This window comes from Arachidicoccus rhizosphaerae, from assembly GCF_900107765.1.
Lineage (GTDB): Bacteria > Bacteroidota > Bacteroidia > Chitinophagales > Chitinophagaceae > Arachidicoccus > Arachidicoccus rhizosphaerae.
The window spans coordinates 85135-102571 of sequence record NZ_FNQY01000016.1 but is presented as its reverse complement, the minus strand read 5'-3'; the positions used below and the strand labels follow the sequence as shown (position 1 = coordinate 102571).

Annotated in this window: 10 protein-coding genes; 9 read left to right on the top strand and 1 reads right to left on the bottom strand. The window is 44.3% G+C overall.

All coding sequences use genetic code 11. The features are described 5' to 3' along the window. The first annotated feature begins 38 nt into the window (after window positions 1-38). The 9 genes from BLU80_RS13535 to BLU80_RS13495 all read left to right on the top strand — a co-directional run bounded on the left by BLU80_RS13535 (window position 39) and on the right by BLU80_RS13495 (window position 16173). On the top strand, window positions 39-1058 hold the full coding sequence (locus tag BLU80_RS13535) for a LacI family DNA-binding transcriptional regulator (protein WP_091399485.1): 1020 nt from the start codon (window positions 39-41) through the stop codon (window positions 1056-1058). A gap of 160 nt (window positions 1059-1218) precedes the next feature. Further along, complete coding sequence (locus BLU80_RS13530) at window positions 1219-2448, top strand: DUF6786 family protein (protein WP_244518921.1); 1230 nt, start codon at window positions 1219-1221, stop codon at window positions 2446-2448. 232 nt (window positions 2449-2680) lie between these two features. Next, a complete protein-coding gene (locus BLU80_RS13525) occupies window positions 2681-4468 on the top strand; it encodes an L-fucose isomerase (protein ID WP_211481849.1) in 1788 nt (595 codons plus the stop codon). Between the two features lie 10 nt (window positions 4469-4478). After that, a complete protein-coding gene (fucP, locus tag BLU80_RS13520; RefSeq protein WP_091399482.1) occupies window positions 4479-5840 on the top strand; it encodes an L-fucose:H+ symporter permease in 1362 nt (453 codons plus the stop codon). A 40-nt stretch (window positions 5841-5880) separates the two neighbouring features. Next, window positions 5881-7563 carry a ribulokinase gene (locus tag BLU80_RS13515; protein ID WP_091399547.1) on the top strand — a complete coding sequence of 561 codons (1683 nt, stop codon included), beginning with the start codon at window positions 5881-5883 and terminating at the stop codon, window positions 7561-7563. A 175-nt stretch (window positions 7564-7738) separates the two neighbouring features. Next, window positions 7739-10969: a SusC/RagA family TonB-linked outer membrane protein gene (locus tag BLU80_RS13510; protein WP_091399480.1), complete on the top strand. Its 3231-nt coding sequence runs from the start codon at window positions 7739-7741 to the stop codon at window positions 10967-10969. Window positions 10970-11002: 33 nt separating this feature from the next. Next, window positions 11003-12745: a RagB/SusD family nutrient uptake outer membrane protein gene (locus BLU80_RS13505; protein ID WP_211481848.1), complete on the top strand. Its 1743-nt coding sequence runs from the start codon at window positions 11003-11005 to the stop codon at window positions 12743-12745. A gap of 81 nt (window positions 12746-12826) precedes the next feature. After that, entirely contained in the window at window positions 12827-13462 is a 636-nt protein-coding gene (locus BLU80_RS13500) for a peroxiredoxin family protein (RefSeq protein ID WP_091399477.1), read from the top strand. Window positions 13463-13479: 17 nt separating this feature from the next. Continuing rightward, complete coding sequence (locus BLU80_RS13495; RefSeq protein ID WP_091399473.1) at window positions 13480-16173, top strand: GH116 family glycosyl hydrolase; 2694 nt, start codon at window positions 13480-13482, stop codon at window positions 16171-16173. Here the strand turns inward: BLU80_RS13495 and BLU80_RS13490 are convergent. After that, on the bottom strand, window positions 16170-17405 hold the full coding sequence (locus BLU80_RS13490) for a type II toxin-antitoxin system HipA family toxin (protein ID WP_262482930.1): 1236 nt from the start codon (window positions 17403-17405) through the stop codon (window positions 16170-16172). The two genes, BLU80_RS13495 and BLU80_RS13490, sit on opposite strands and share 4 nt — an antisense overlap. Window positions 17406-17437 lie beyond the last annotated feature (32 nt).

Sequence of the window (17437 nt, the reverse complement as noted above, 5' to 3'; positions counted from 1 at the left end):
TATCCTAAATTTGAAGCATAAAGCCCGTTTTTTGATTCATGAATAAAAAGACATCACTTAAAGATATTGCCCAGCATTTAGGCGTCTCTACTGCCCTGGTTTCTTATGTTATTAATAATAAGGAAAAGGAAGCCAGGGTGGGAGCGGACATGGTAAAGAAAATTCGTCAGGCAGTTATTGATATGAACTATCAGCCCAATTTAGTGGCTAAAAGTTTAAAGAGCGGGCAATCTAAAACCATTGGTCTGGTCGTAGCGGATATATCGAACCCGTTTTTCTCCATGATTGCCCGGTTGATTGAGGATGAAGCTATGAAACTTGGCTATGTGGTGATTTTTGGCAGTAGTGATGAGAATGCGGAGAAATCTCAGTCTTTGATTAACGTATACCTGAACAGGCAGGTAGATGGATTTATTATTTCGCCTACCGAACACACCGAAGAACAGATTCGTGCCGTTCAGAAAACGGGGATTCCTGTGGTGCTCATCGATCGTTATTTTCCTGATTTTCCCACTGACAGCGTACGGATTAATAACAAAGAAGTATCTGAACAAGCGGTGGATCATTTGATTGGAAAAGGTAGAAACAATATTGCCATTTTGACCTATAAGACAAAAATGGCTCATATAACGGACCGCACCGAAGGATATAAAATGTCGCTTAAAAAGCATAAGATCAAAGTAAATAAAAAATTGATTTGCGAAGCGTCCTACCAGGATATTGAAAAGGATGTCAGAAATCAGATGTTGAACCTCTTTAATGGAGAACAGCAGGTGGATGGTATTTTCTTTGCGACCAATAGCCTGGCGGTTTTAGGTTTGAAAGTTATTATCGGACTGGGGATTAAGGTGCCAGAAGATCTGGCTATTGTCTCTTTTGACCAAAGTGATGCTTTTGATTTTTTCTATGCACCGCTAAGTTATGTGTCGCAGTGTCTGCAACAATTGGTCAAAGAAGCCATAAATTTATTAATTAAAAGAATTCAGCAGCCCGGTAAATCACGCAATAGTTACGAATCCGTTATTGTTGAAGCAAAATTAGTTACAAGGGAAAGCTGAATCGTTTCAGGCTTTAATAGCTTAAAGGTTTAAGCTAGTGATTTTTAATGTTAATTACGTAAAATATTATTTTCTAATTAAAAAAAAGGAAGTGCAAACAAGATTCATTGGAAAAAGTCAAAAACTTTTTTATCCGCTATTCATTTTAATGGTAATTCTTATGTCCTGTAATAACAACAAAAAAGAAAAGTCCGATCAGTCCGTAAAGGATAGTTCGGTAGTAAAAAACGATAGTTCCATAATCACTTTTGGACATGATCTGAATTTTTTAAAAGAAAAGGACAGCAATCTGTTGGTGCTGAGTCTTCCCGAAAATCCGCAGGCCCAGATTATTGTTTCGGCTAAATATCAGGCCAAGGTCTTTACCTCTACGGCACAGGGCACCGGGGGGCAGAGCTTTGGCTGGGTGAATTACAAAGCGTTCAACGGATCGCTGGATCCGCATATGAATGCTTACGGCGGAGAAAACAGATTTTGGCTGGGGCCGGAAGGCGGGAAGTATTCTCTGTTTTTTGCGCCTGACAGCACAATGGAATTTGATAACTGGAAAACGCCTGATGCGTTTGATAGTGAAAGCTGGACAATTGAGAAATCAGACGCGCGTTCGGCAACCTTGACCAAACAAATGAATCTGCTGAATTATAAAGGAACGCATCTTTCATTATCCATTGAAAGGGTGATACAATTATTGTCGCCCATGGAAATTGACAGGCAGACAGGAATGGAGATCAGTAAATCCTTTCCAGATATTAAACTGGTGGCCTATTTGACCGATAATAAACTAACGAATACAGGTACGGCTAGTTGGGATGAAAATACAGGTATGCCTTGTATATGGATACTGGATATGTTTACTCCTTCTGATAAAACCGTTATTGTGGTTCCCTTTAAAAAAACACCTGCGACTGAATTTAATCAGGTAGCCACCACCGATTATTTCGGAGCTATTCCTGAAGACCGGTTAAAGCATACAGAGGATGTTTTGTATTTAAAAGCGGATGGCAAAATGAGAGGAAAGCTTGGCGTCAGACCAGCTAAGGCCAGAGATTGGATTGGCAGTTATAGTGCCGACTCAAAGGTGCTGACCTTGTTACATTATAATATAGATGCACATGCAAAATATCTGAATCAACAGTGGAATACCAAACCGCCTGTATTTGACGGTGATGCAGTCAATGCGTATAACGACGGTCCGCTCGCTGATGGTAGTCAGATGGGGCCGTTTTATGAGCTGGAAAGTGTTTCTCCTGCCGCCTTTTTAGCCCCCGGAGCCTCCTTGACACACCAGCAATCGGTTTATCATATTACCGGTTCGGTGGAGGATTTAAATAAAATTACGTTACAATTATTAGGGGTTTCTTTATCCGATATTACTACGGCTTTTCCGTGAATTTTTAATAAATAAGTGAACTGTTTGACTAAGTATTTTAAATAATACATGTATTAGGTCGCAGTATTAAGATTTTATTTTTAAAGGGCTGCGGCTAATCAGATTTCTGAGCATTTAAAGGTTTATACAGGCAAAAAAATCATGCATTTGGCCTGAAGGGCTTTTATTGCCCTGACTTTTAAAACATACGTATGTATAAATTCAATTCTAATAATATTCAAAAAGAAGATGTATGGAACAGACAAAGCAAATGGCTATATATCCAGCCATCGGGATCCGTCCAATAATAGATGGGAGACTAGGAGGAATCAGGGAGTCCCTGGAGGATACAACGATGCAAATGGCAAAGAGTGTTGCGAAATTATACATGGACAATCTTCGCTATCCGGATGGTTCTAAAGTACGTGTAGTGATTGCGGATTCAACTATTGGCGGGGTGAAAGAATCAGATGCTTGCAGAAGGAAATTTGAACTGGAAAACGTCGGACTTTCTTTATCTGTTACCCCCTGCTGGTGTTATGGAAGTGAGACAATGGATATGCATCCCACCTGGCCCAAAGCCATCTGGGGGTTTAACGGAACGGAAAGACCGGGAGCCGTGTATCTGGCGGCAACACTTGCGGCACACAATCAATTCGGATTGCCAGCTTTCGGTATCTACGGACATGACGTCCAGGATCTGGGAGATGAGCATATCCCGGAAGATGTAAAGGGAAAACTCCTGACTTTTGCCAAAGCCGGACTGGCAGTAGCGATCATGCGCGGACAGTCCTATCTGGCCATCGGTTCAGTTTGCATGGGGATAGCGGGCTCTATGGTAGATCCAAGGCTGATGCAGCAATATTTTGGACTGCGAACAGAATATGTGGATTCTTCAGAGGTGCTCAGAAGAATTGAAAAAAGAATTTATGATGAAGCAGAATTTGAAAGGGCCAGAAACTGGGTGAAACAACATTGCCAGGAAGGGGAAGATTATAACCGGGAAGAGAAAAAATTCAGTCGGGAACAAAAGGATAAGGACTGGGACTTCGTTATTAAAATGACCATGATTATCCGCGATCTGATGCAGGGTAATCCGCATCTTAAATCTATTGGATTTGGAGAGGAGTCCGGAGGCCATAACGCCATTGTTTCCGGATTCCAGGGTCAAAGACAATGGACCGATTTTTTGCCGAACGGCGATTTTGCGGAAGCTATGCTGAACTCTTCCTTTGACTGGAACGGTATACGCGCACCCTTTGTAGTGGCTACCGAAAATGATAGCCTGAACGGGTTGAGTATGCTGCTGGGTAACTTACTCACACATACCGCCCAGATTTTTGCAGATGTCAGAACATATTGGAGTCCCGAGAGTGTGGAGCGGGTTACCGGCTGGAAGCCTGAAGGGAATGCAGGAGGTGGATTTATTCATTTAATCAATTCTGGTTCAGCCACACTGGACGGGACCGGTCGTCAATCCATTGAAGGGAACCCTGTCATGAAACCTTTCTGGGAAATAAGTGAAGCAGAAAAAAACGACTGCCTGAAGGCCACAACCTGGTATCCTGCCAACACGGACTATTTTAGAGGCGGCGGCTATTCTTCCAAGTTTGTGACCAGGGGAGGGATGGCTGTAACGATGTGCCGTTTAAATCTGGTAGCAGGATTAGGTCCCGTATTGCAAATCGCTGAAGGAGAAACCGTGTCATTACCAGACGAAGTACATAAAATTCTTGATGACAGGACAGATAAAACCTGGCCTACTACCTGGTTTGCCCCCCGTGTGGGTTCCAAAGGACCTTTTAAAGATGTTTATAGTGTGATGGCCGCCTGGGGAGCCAACCATGGAGCCATTAGCTATGGGCATATTGGCCATGAATTAATAGCGCTGGCAGCCCTTCTCAGAATCCCGGTCAATATGCACAATGTGCCGGCGGATAGGATTATGCGCCCGTCCGTATGGTCAAGTTTTGGTTCAAACTTAGAAGGCGCTGATTTTAGGGCCTGTCAGGCGTTTGGGCCACTTTATAAAACCTCTTAAAAGTAAGCAAATGAGTCGCGCTAAAAAACAACCTCTTTTTATAGATGATGGAGGTAAAAATTATCTGAGGCCCTTTATTCTGATCACCGTACTTTTTTTACTCTGGGGTTTTGCCCACGGCCTGCTGGATGTACTGGATAAGCATTTTCAGGACACCCTGCATGTTTCCAAAGCCGAGTCCGGCTTTGTTCAGTTTTCATTATATATCGGGTACTTAGTGATGGCCTATCCTGCAGGTGTTTTTATGAAGCGGCATGGGTATAAAAAAGGAATTATACTGGGGCTTAGTTTATTTGCCATCGGCGCTTTTTTATTTTATCCGGCAGCTAAGCTGGCGGCCTTTATTCCGTTTTTAGTAGCACTGTTTGTTTTGGCCTGCGGCCTGGCCTGCCTGGAGACTGCCGCCAATCCGTTTACTACCGTTATGGGCCACTCCTCAGGAGCAGCCAGGAGGATCAATATCGCACAGTCATTTAACGGGCTTGGATGGATTCTTGGACCATTAATGGGAGGACTTTGGATATTTGGTGCAGAACAAAAAGGAAATGCAGGCACTTTTGACTCGCTGATACCACCCTATATGATGGTAGGGACGATCGTTGTACTTTTAATCCTCGTGTTTATTTTTACCAAACTGCCGGTCATTATTGAAAAGAACGATCCGGGGCAAGTTGCTATTGAGGAAAATACACCTACCAGGGTTTTATTAAAACACCCCATGTTTGTACTGGCAGTGATTGCTCAGTTTCTGTATGTTGCCGCACAGACAGGCGTCAATTCCTTTTTTATTAATTATACGACGGAGTCCATTACAGGCCTGCAACAGAGTGTAGGTGGTATGATGGCGCATTTGGGGTTGTTTGGGGAGGTTTTTATGCCCAAAAATGCGGAACAGGCAGCTTCTCTGATTCTGGCCTTGGGCGGAATGGGGTCTTTTTGGATTGGAAGGCTGATAGGGGCGTATCTGATGAAGTTCTTTTCCCCCAGAATGCTTTTAACAATCTATGGTATCGTCAATACACTGCTCGTAGCCCTCGTTGTCATGCACCTGGGCTGGTTGAGCGTGATTGCCTTATTTTCCACTTATTTTTTTATGTCCATTATGTTTCCGACCATTTTTGCTATCGGACTTAGAGGACTTGGCCCTTTAACCAAAAAGGCCGCTTCATTTCTGGTGATGGCAGTGGCTGGCGGCGCTTTCTGTCCGCCGGTGATGGGCGCGATAGGGGATCATTTCGGGATGCACGTGGCATTTATAATACCGCTGTTGTGTTTTCTATTTATTGGTGTATTTGCCTGGTTGACCCAGACAAAGTTTAGTGATCAGTTTAAAGGGGAGAGAGCGGATTTTACGCTTACGCAAGCCCATTAATTTAAAGGTTCGGATTTTAATATTAAAAATGAGCATTCAAATGCAAACACATGCACAAAACAGGTATTGTCTGGGAATTGATTTTGGAACGGATTCAGTTCGATGTTTATTGGTAGATGCCGCTAATGGGCAAACAATGGCTGAGGGTGCCTGCGCTTATCCCCGTTGGAAGGAGGGGTTATACTGTGACGCTGCCCAAAAAATATTCAGGCAGCATCCTTTGGATTATATTGAAAGTCTGGAGCAGGTAGTGAAGATTGTTTTAAGTAAGGTAGAGGGCAATATCGCGGGTCAGATTGGGGCACTCAGTATAGATACCACAGGCTCTACGCCGGCACCTGTGGACATCAACGGAACACCGCTTGCTTTATTGGAGGAATTTAAGGAAGATCCGGAGGCGATGTTCTATTTGTGGAAGGACCATAGTGGTATTGATGAAGCCAGCGATATTAATCATTATAACGCGGGGTTAAGCCCTGCAACGGGAGGTTACCTTGACTTTGTAGGTGGCTATTATTCGCCCGAATGGTTCTGGAGTAAATGGCTCCATCTTTTAAGGCAGCATAGCCGTGCAGCAAAAGCCTGTTACTGTTTTGTTGAACACGCCGATTGGATGCCCTTCTTATTGACAGGAGGCAGGGACGTCCGGCAGCTAAAAAGAAATGTCTGTTCGGCAGGCCATAAAGGCCTTTGGTCAGAAAAATGGCAGGGGTATCCGACGGAAGAATTTTTAGCAGGAGTTGACCCTTTGCTTTCAGGGATGCGGGAAAGACTGAGTCCGGCGCATTTTACCAGCGACGTATCTGCTGGAAATATCAGTCAGCCATGGGCAGAGAAATTAGGATTACCTGAAGGGGTAAAGATCGGTATTGGTGCGCTTGATGCGCATATGGGAGCTGTTGGAGGGCAGATAGAACCTTATTATCTCAGTAAAGTAATGGGTACTTCCACCTGTGATATGATGGTCGTTCCTCTTAAAGAAATGAAGGATCAGACAGTAGGCGGTATTTGTGGTCAGGTTCCCGGTTCCATTATTCCTCAAATGATGGGCCTGGAGGCCGGGCAGTCCGCATTCGGGGACGTGTACGGGTGGTTCAGCTCATTTTTGTTAAAGTCTATGGGGTTATTGGGGCATCAGACAGGGGAGCAGGATAAGGAGAAACTGCTTCAGAGACTTTCACAGCAGGCTGAAACGCTTAGTTTGGAGCAGTGGAAGCGGTTACCTGTAAGCACGGATTGGTTTAACGGCAGAAGAAGCCCCGATGTGAACCCGGATTTGAAGGCTGCTATCACAGGCCTGGATTTGAGTAGGGGACCTATAGACGTATTCGCTTCGCTGGTGGAGGCCACCTGTTTTGGCAGTCAGATGATTGTTGAACGGTTTGTAAGTAATGGGGTTCCGGTTAAAGGTATTATCGGCCTTGGAGGTATTGCGCATAAATCCCCTTTTGTTATGCAGCTCATGGCAGATATATTAGACAGACCGATTAAAATCAATCAGTCGGATGAATGCTGTGCCTTAGGAGCGGCGATGTTTGCCGCCACACAAGCAGGCTGGTACCGGCGGGTAGAAGATGCCATGCAGTCGATGGGCCAGGGATTTTTGACCACTTATTTACCTACCTCCGATCAGAGATGGAAATCTTTGATAAAAGAGCGATATCGACGGTATCAGCAAATTGGAGATTTCAGCCTGTCCTATTTTTTAAGGGAGGATTGCTGATGGCACTTATTTATTTGTTTGCTTAAACGATTAAGTTATCTAATAAAAGATAGGGTTAGGACGGTTTAAAAAGGAATCACAAAGACTCGGTTTTCTTAGGTTGCTCAATAGCAAAAAGGATAGTGGTAGAGTGACCTTGGCAATATTTATTTTTTCACATTTTAATTCATTTAAAATGAATCACAAACTATCGACTAATGGAACACATCACGGGAGGCCGGCTGAAAGATGGCCGCGTGGATTCTTTCTGGGGCTACTGGTGCTTATGCTCTTATGTTTGCCTGGTTATGGCAAGGCTGCCAAAATACCTTTTTTTCAGATTCAAGACAATCAGGATGGTTTTTTGGTTCGGGGGCAAATTACCGATGATAAACAGCAGCCTATCGAAGGAGCCTCTGTTCAGGTGCTGAATACGACCAAAGGGGCGATTACCGATGATCAGGGGCGATATCAGATAAACGCACCCAATGGCAGCAGTCAGCTTGTCATTACAGCTATTGGTTATTTAAAAGATACGGTCTCCATTGAAAATAACCATGAAATCGACCGTGCATTGAAACCCGTTAATGGAGATCTGGATATGATTGTAGTGACCGGGTATATGAAGCAGAAAAAAGCAGATCTGACTGGAGCAATCAGTGTGGTTTCTGAAAAGGACTTAGCCAAAAATCACGGAGTGACAAATATTATGCAAGCCTTACAGGGCGTGGTGCCCGGTTTACATATAACTACAGATGGCAGTCCGGTAGGTAACACAGACATACAAATCAGGGGGCTTACGTCCATTAACGGGGCTTCTCCTTTAATTGTCATTGATGGGGTGCCAAGCGGCAATATGAATCTAAGGGATATTAACCCGAATAACATTGCCTCTATGCAGATTTTAAAGGATGCGGCATCGGCCAGTATCTATGGTGCACAGGGTGGTGCCGGCGTCATTTTAATTGAGACGAAAAAAGGTCATTTAGGCAAAGCAAAGGTAACTTATAATGGGGCTGTCGGATTTTCTCAGTTTGCAAATAAAGTGCCGATGATGAATACCATGCAATATGGACAGGCCCTGTGGCAGGCGGCGGTCAATGACGGCCAGGATCCGAATAATGCGACCCAGATCTATGATTATGACTGGCATAAAAATGATCAGGGGATACCTGTACTGGATAAGATCACACCCAGAAAATACCTGAACGACGATTCCACCATGTTAGCGGCGAATACGAATTGGCTGGACGCCATCTCTCAATTGGGACTTCAACAGGATCACCAGGTGACGGTCTCCAGCGGGACGGAAAATTCCAGGACCTTATTTTCCGTGAACTATAATGAAAACGAGGGAACGCAAAAATATACAGGATATAAAAGGTTTACTGCCAGACTCAATACCAGTTTTGACTTACTGGACCATCATTTAACCATAGGCGAGAATATGGAAGCATCTCATATGAGAATGGTGGATCAGAATCAGATGCATAATGCGCTGGTAGAACCTCCTATTGTGCCGGTCCATACCACAGATGGCGGATGGGGCGGTTCTGCGGTTAATTTAGGCATGGATGATTACTGGAACCCGGTCAGAGAGCTGACGCTAAATAAAGATAACGCCAATAAATACAATAAACTCTACGGGAATATTTATGCAGATGTGAATTTCTTAAAGCATTTTCATTACCACTCGCAGGTGGGCTTAATTTATACGGAGGGCTATCACAGGACCATTCAGTTCACTTTTACCGAAGGCGGGGGGAAGTTTCAGCCGACCAATAATGTGGATCAGTGGTACTGGCAGGCGGCAACTTTGAGCTATACCAATACGCTGGATTATCAGCTGGAAACAGGAAAGCACAAACTGGATGTTTTAGCAGGTACCGAAGCAACTAAATATCAGACAGAGACCATGAGCGGCAACCGTCAGGGATTATCCTTTGAAAATTATGATTATGCTTATTTAAGTACTGCCACGGGAAACATGTCCGTGTCAGGCAGTGGAGACCGGTATAATTTTCTGTCTTATTTTGGAAAGTTCAACTATTCCTATGATAACCGGTATTTACTGTCGGGAACGATAAGAGATGACGGTTCTTCAAAATTTGGCGAGAACCATAAATACGGCATCTTTCCCGCATTTTCCGCTGGCTGGCGTATTAGTCAGGAAGCATTTATGAAAAAATTTACTGCGATTTCTGATTTGAAGCTCAGAGGGAGCTGGGGGATGAATGGAAATACCTCCTCTATTTCTTCCAATGCAAGCAAAACTTATTTTGTGGCAGATTACAATGGGACTTCTTATGGAATTGGCGGTGCGGAAACAGGTAGTCTGCCTTCTGGCTTTAGAAAGGTGCAAACAGGGAATCCGGACTTAAAATGGGAGAGCGATCGTCAGACAAATATTGGTCTTGATTTTGGCCTTTTTGATCAAAGGCTATCAGGATCATTTGATGTATACCACCGCTTTACAGACGGAATGCTGTATAATCCTCCTTACCCTGGGGTACTGGGAGAAGGTGCCAATGAATGGTATAACGGTGCCAGTATGGTGGATAGAGGTTTTGAGATTCAGCTGACTTATAACAGTGATCCCATTAAGAAATTTCATTATTCTATAACGGCTAATATTAGCCATAACCATAATGAAATTGTGAGTGTTCCTAATACAGTCTTGTATACATATGGCGGCAGTGCCCTGAAAGATGATGATATTATCGGCCACCCTTATCATTCTTATTATGGATTTATTACGGATGGATTGTTCCAGACTCAGGATGAGGTGGATAAGGCCGCTGATCAACCCGGCAAGGGAATCGGTCGTATTCGCTATAAAGATATATCAGGCCCCGACGGGGTGCCTGATGGAAAGATTGATTATGATTATGACCGCACCTGGATCGGCAGCTGGGATCCCAAAGTGGAATTTGGTCTGGGCTTTAATGCCAGTTATAAAAACTTCGACTTCTCCATGTTCTGGCAAGGTGTAGCCGGAAATACAGTATCTGACGGCTGGAAAACCTACAGTGATTTTTGGAATGTGTGGGTGCAAAGCGGCTTTAACCATCCCACCAGAGTACTGGATGCCTGGACGCCGACTAATACAAGTTCTACCATTCCGGCCCTTTCGCTGACCAATGCCAATGATGAACTCCGGACCTCCACTTACTTTATGGAATCCGGGAGTTATCTGAAGCTGCGCAATATACAACTGGGGTATACTTTACCTAAGGCCATCACCTCGTCTATTGGTATTGAGAAGGTTCACTTTTTTGTTGTTGCCTTAAATCTGGTGAGTATCAAAAAAAGCTGGGGAGATAATGCTTTTACGGGACCGGATCCGGAAAATTTTACCGGTAATGATTATAGCAATCCTTACGTCATCCCCAGGACTTTCAAATTTGGGCTGGACGTGTCCTTTTAAAGAATGTAAATGTTAGCTAATAAAATAAATATTATGAAAAAGATACTAATATATGGCTGTTTTGTGCTGCTTATGGCGGTGCTGACTACGTCTTGTCATAAGTTCTTAGATGTTAAGCAGCAGGGCGCCGTTACACCGGAAGATGTAGAAACCCCTGAGAATGTGGACGGTCTGGTTATAGCGGCCTATGCCTGGGTGGCACACGAAGGTATTATTAATCAGAAGATGAGCCCCTGGCTGGCGGACATTAAATCTGATGATGCGTATAAAGGAGGCGGAGGCCTCTCTGATCAGACCCCCTGGTATCAGATGGAGGTCTTCTCGCTGGTGACGCCCAGTGTGGGTAATAATGACGGCATCTGGTTCGGCCAGTATGAGGGTGTCTCCAGGTGTAATGCAGCTTTAACGGCATTAAATAAACTGGACGCAGGCAGTTATCCTCAAAAAGATACCCGTATCGCCGAAATGCGCTTTTTACGGGGAATGATGTTTTTGCAGTTAAAAAAATGGTTTCGCTGGATTCCCTATTATGACGAAACCGTACCTGTGGATTCAATCCCTAAAATTCCCAATCATCCGGATACTGCTCAAAGTGATTTGTATATCTGGAATGACATTTATAATGATTTTTCCAGCGCTGCCGCCAATTTGCCTGAAACGCAGGAGGAACCCGGACGACCTACTAAATATGCCGCCCAGGCGGAGATGGCTAATGTACTGATGTGGATGGCTTATGAAGAGGATGAAAATAATCAGGTAAAAACCATTAATAAGCAAAGACTGCAGCAGGCCCTTGATTTGCTGGATAATATTATTAATTCCGGAAAGTATCATCTGAATGCAGATTTTGCGGATAATTTTGAATATACCATGGACAACAAGTCTCCGGAGTCCATTTGGGAATGGCAGTATACCCATGATGACGGAACGCCCAATGGTAATTTAAATGGCGGAACACCGCTGAACGCACCCTGGTGGCCGCCTTATTTCAGCTGCTGCGATTTTCATAAGCCTTCCTATGCCATGGTCAATGCATTTAGAGTGGATAAGGACGGAATCCCGCTATTTGATAATTATAATAACGCTGATATTAAAAACAAGGATACCTATTTTCAGTCCAATGAGTGGGATCCGAGAATCGGTCATACGGTGGCCATTCCTGGTATTCCCTGGAAATATCAGCAGGATTTACTCTTTGACAGCAGCGCCTCCAGAGATCCGATTATCTATGGCTATTTTAGCTCTTTAAAAGAAAATGTGGAAGCAGGAAGCCCCGTTCTTGTAAATCTGTTCTGGATGTGGAATTCTAAAAATGAAACGGCTATTCGGTATGACCGGGTGCTTTTACTGAAAGCGGAAGCGCTGATACAGCTGGACCGGTATAAGGAAGCCCTGCCGATCATCAATGAGATCCGGACAAGAGCGGCTAATAGTACCGGTCGCCTTAAATTCATAAATGGAAAACCTACACTTCCTTATGATATTGCAACCTATCAGGATGGTGTTAACTGTAACTGGACCAAGGCCTTTGCCTGGAAGGCATTAATGTGGGAAGACCGCCTGGAATTTGCCATGGAAGGAGAGCGGTGGTATGATATTGTCCGTTGGGGTATAGCTGACTCCGTCATGAATGATTATTTTGCCAAAGAAGTCCCCAGAGCCAGATCATGGATGAAAGATGGGAAGTTTACCAAAGGAAGGGATGAGTATATGCCGATCCCTCAGCCGCAGATGAACTATTCGTATGGGTTATATAAACAAAATGTAGGCTATTAAAGTAAATTAATTCTGGTAACTTAGTTGTTGCGCTCCTTAGGGTAATGTGGCTAAGTTACCGGTTAAACAGATATTTTTATTATGGCAATTCTGACCCCTTGTAAGTTGAAAATAATCGCCTGGGTATTACTTGTAAGTATTTTTAGTGCCTGCGCTGAGGGTGGTAACCGTCAGGTGGGTGAAGCCGGTATAAAGGATAACTCCGTAGATGCTGCTCAGCTAGATTCTCTAAGTAGCCGGACAACACCAGATAGCGCTGAGGATGAAGCGCATGAGTTGGACACCATCGACATCAGTCAATACCGGAAAGAAGTCCCGCCTTTTAAGATCCGGCTGGTGGATGGCAAAGGATATACTTATAAGGAGCTGGATAAAACCAAGCCTTTGATTTTGATTTACTTTCAGCCTGACTGCCCCGAGTGTCAGGCATTTACCGCGGCCCTTTCAAAAAGATTGGATCAGTTACAGCGGCAGCAGATTCTCATGATCACTTTTGAGGATATGCATGCCGTGAAAGCTTTTGATGGTACCTATAAACTTTCCGGCCACCCGAATCTAAAAATCGGCTCTGAGGGGTATACCTTTATTGTCCAGAAATATTATCAGATTGAACATTTTCCTATCGTGGCCTGTTTTGATTCAACAGGTACACTGCAGCGTATTTTGAATCCCAGGCTGGCGCCTGAAAAATTAGTTGATTTACTCCTTGCCCGTTAACTACTGAAGATATTCTTATGAAAAAAAAAGACTTAGCTAAAAATACAGAGCAGAAGCATTTGCTTCCGGAAAATACGAAGGCTGCTGCTAATAAAAGGCGCACCTTTATTAAACAAATAACGCTTGGAGGCATCGGTGCTACACTGCTGCCCTGGCAGGGAGCCGGCGTGGGTTTTATGAAGGAGAATGTGCGTAAAAACGTCTCTACATCTTTGGGGGTTAAACGTTCCTCTGACCAGCTTCGTTATCAAAATGAATCCCTGGAGCACGTGGCCTTCCCGATCGGAGGGCTGGGAGCTGGTATGTTTTGTCTGGAAGGGATGGGGGCCATTAGTCATATGAGTGTTCGCAATCACCCGGATATTTTTAATGAGCCGGGTATGTTTGCGACCTTTTGCATCAAAGAAGACAACGCTCAGGGAACCAGGCGCATAGCCAAAATGCTGGAAGGCGCCGTTGCTTCCTGGAAGATTTTCGGTCCTCGGCAATCCGGTCTGGGCGATGTCGGGAAGCTCTATGGATTGCCAAGGTTTGCTCAGGCTGGTTTTGAAAGTTCATTTCCTTTTGGCAGGGTGCATTTACAAGATGAGGATTTGCCTGTCGACGTTGAAATTGAGGGTTGGAGTCCTTTTATACCTGCCGATCAGGATAACTCGGGACTGCCTGCCGGCTCTTTACATTATAAACTGACCAATAAAAGCAAAAAGGAGGTCCGGGGGATGTTTTCCTTTCATAGCCGGAACTTTCTGGCGGATAACAGTGATGTTTTAAACCGCATAGAGGCCATGCAAGGTGGCTTTGTATTACATCAGGACGGGAAAGCAGATGCCAGGCATCTGCAAGGCGATTTTGCCGTATTTACTGATCATCCCGGATCCCTGATCGATCACTGCTGGTTCAGAGGCAACTGGTGGGATCCATTAACAACTGCCTGGAATACGATCAGTGAAGGGACGGCCCGCCAGCAACCTGCCGTAGAAAAGGACGCTCCCGGGGCTTCGATATATATTCCGGTAGAGCTGAAAGCAGGGCAGACGCTCACCATTCCCATTCATCTGGTGTGGTATTGCCCTTTTTCTGAGGTGCGTATGGGTGCGCCAGATCCCCATTTAAAACAGCAGCGTTGCTTTGCTGAGGATGAAAAAGGTATTCTGACCGGAGAACAGTCGGGTGACAGATTTTACAGGCCCTGGTATAGTGCCCGGTTTAAGAATATAGCAGCCGTCGTCAATTATTACAGAACGAACCTGAAGACGCTATTGGAGAAGACGCGTCTTTTTAATCAGGCATTATACGCCTCTACTTTGCCAGGCATTGTAATGGAAGCAGTGACGGCCAATTTATCCATACTGAAATCTCCGACCATACTCAGGCAATATGACGGTCGCCTCTGGTGCTGGGAAGGCTGTGAAGACTGGGTCGGGAGTTGTCACGGGTCCTGTACGCATGTCTGGAATTATGCGCAGGCAACCGCCCATTTATTTCCGGCCCTGGAAAGGAGCTTAAGAGATACGGAGTTTTGTGAAGATCAAAACCCTGAGGGCCATCAGAATTTCAGGGCTAATATGCCCATAAGCCCGACGACGCATGATTTTCATGCAGCAGCTGACGGCCAGCTTGGGGGCATCATGAAGATCTATCGCGATTGGCGCATATCCGGCGATAATAAATGGTTGGAAGATCATTACCCTAAGGTAAAGGCCAGTCTGGATTATTGTATTAGAACCTGGGATCCTGGTGAGAAGGGCCGGGTGGAGGAACCGCATCACAATACTTATGACATAGAGTTTTGGGGACCTGACGGCATGTGTAATAGTTTTTATCTGGGCGCCCTGACGGCCATGATACGGATGGGCCGTTTTTTACATCAGGATGTTTCCAGGTATGAAAGTTTATTTGATAAGGGCAAGGCCTTTTTGGAAAATGAACTGTTTGACGGAGAATATTTTTTTCAGCGAATTGAATATAAACAATTAAAAGCGGAAGATCCTACCAAAGTAAATTCATTTGGCGGAGCTTATTCCGCTGAGGCCGTAGCACTCCTTAAAAAAGAAGGCCCCAAATACCAATATGGTAAAGGTTGTCTCAGTGACGGTATTCTGGGCGCCTGGATTGGTCAGATGTGTGGACTGGACGGGTTCATTGATGCTAAAAAAGTGACCAGCCATTTGCTGGCTGTTCACAAGTATAATTTAAAAAACAGTCTGATGAAACATGCCAATCCTCAAAGGCCGGGATTTGCATTAGGGGATGATGGAGGGTTACTATTATGCAGCTGGCCCAAAGGGGGCAAATTATCCTTGCCCTTTGTATATAGTGATGAGGTATGGACGGGTATTGAATATCAGGTAGCCAGTCATCTGATGTTAATGGGCAAGGTAAAAGAGGGACTGGATATTGTTCAGGCTTGCCGGGGGCGTTATAACGGCAGACTCCGTAATCCGTTTGATGAATATGAATGTGGCCATTTTTACGGTAGAGCGCTTTCCAGTTTTGGCCTTTTACAAGGCCTGACCGGTTTGCGGTACGACGCTGTAGAGCAGGCGCTATTTGTCCGGTCCCAAATCGGTGATTTCGCCTGTTTTCTCTCTACGGAAACGGGTTTTGGGACAGTCACGCTAAAAGGCGCAGAAGTAAGTCTTCAGGTGGCTTATGGCAATATACCGGTAAAAAGCCTGCGGGTGAACGGCAAGGAAAGTCCCATGGGCTAAAGCATTATAAACTCACTTTGGATACTTGCAATCAGGTCATTTTGGATGCCCAGTTCCTTTGCATAGGTAGGAAATAGATTGGCGGCCTCTATCACCTGGTTGATTAAGGCTTTGTATTCCGGAATGTCATTTTCAATACCGAGCTTTTCCAGATCCTTCCTATTTATATCTTCATCCTTTTCGTTTACGGTTAACTGATGACGATTGACGTATCCCGGAGCGCCTAAGTCGACACTGAAAGTCAGATCGTATGCAGGAGATAAACGCCAAATCGCTTTTTCAGTCATGCAAAAACTGAAGTTTTTGTTATGGTCATCCACATTGCGGGTGATAATATTGAAAACTGTTCTCAGATATTGCTGAATGGAATCCTCAATCGGTAAATTTAAATACCTGATAACCTCGAAAATTCCTTCATAAGTCTTTACTGGCGGAGCCATTGCGGCTAAAGTTTGCGTATGGATTTTTTGGTTGCCCTTCCTGTCAAACCTTTGGGTAAGAAAGTGTGGGACATCGCCATATTGCCTTAATTCGGAGGGCATCATATGTATGCCGGCCTTTAAGGCCATCTTATAATAAACAAATTCCAGTTTGGCCAACGGATAAGTGGAGTTGTCATCATATTTTAATATATAATGCTGAAAATCATTAGGAATCCTTCCTTGGCCTGAGATGACTTCCCCGGTGTTTTTATTAACGGCGACGATTGCTTTTGGTCTTTTTCCACCAGGAGAGGAGCTTATTTTAATCAGATCCTGCCAAAGAATTGACTGATTGTTATCTACTATCGTTGGTGTTTTTTGTTTAAAAACCAGGCTTGAAAATTGATATAGTCTTGGTATGTCTAGAATGGACGGCTCATTATTAACCATAAGTTGTGCTGGTTCAAATTCCAATGCCCCCATAGCGCTTGATCCAATAAATAAAAGATGATCAACCGGGGTTATTTTTTTTGTGGATATTTTGTTGTCTATTAACCAGGCTCTATATATAGAATCGCCCCACTTATCCGGCAAGCTGTCAGCAATAGCGGTAGGCAGATTCTGATACAGTTTGTCCCTATTGCCAGGCCAAAGCAGATGTTTTAGACTTCGAGGCGCATTTATCGACATTGCAATAGGAGAGATATCAAGGCCGGATTTAAGAAAACTGTTTTTAAATTCAAATACTGCGACTTTTGCTTTTTTGTCCCCGTCTAAATACCCTACATCCTGATTCCATAATTTATTAATATGACATTATCTTCCATGGCTTATTTCATTTT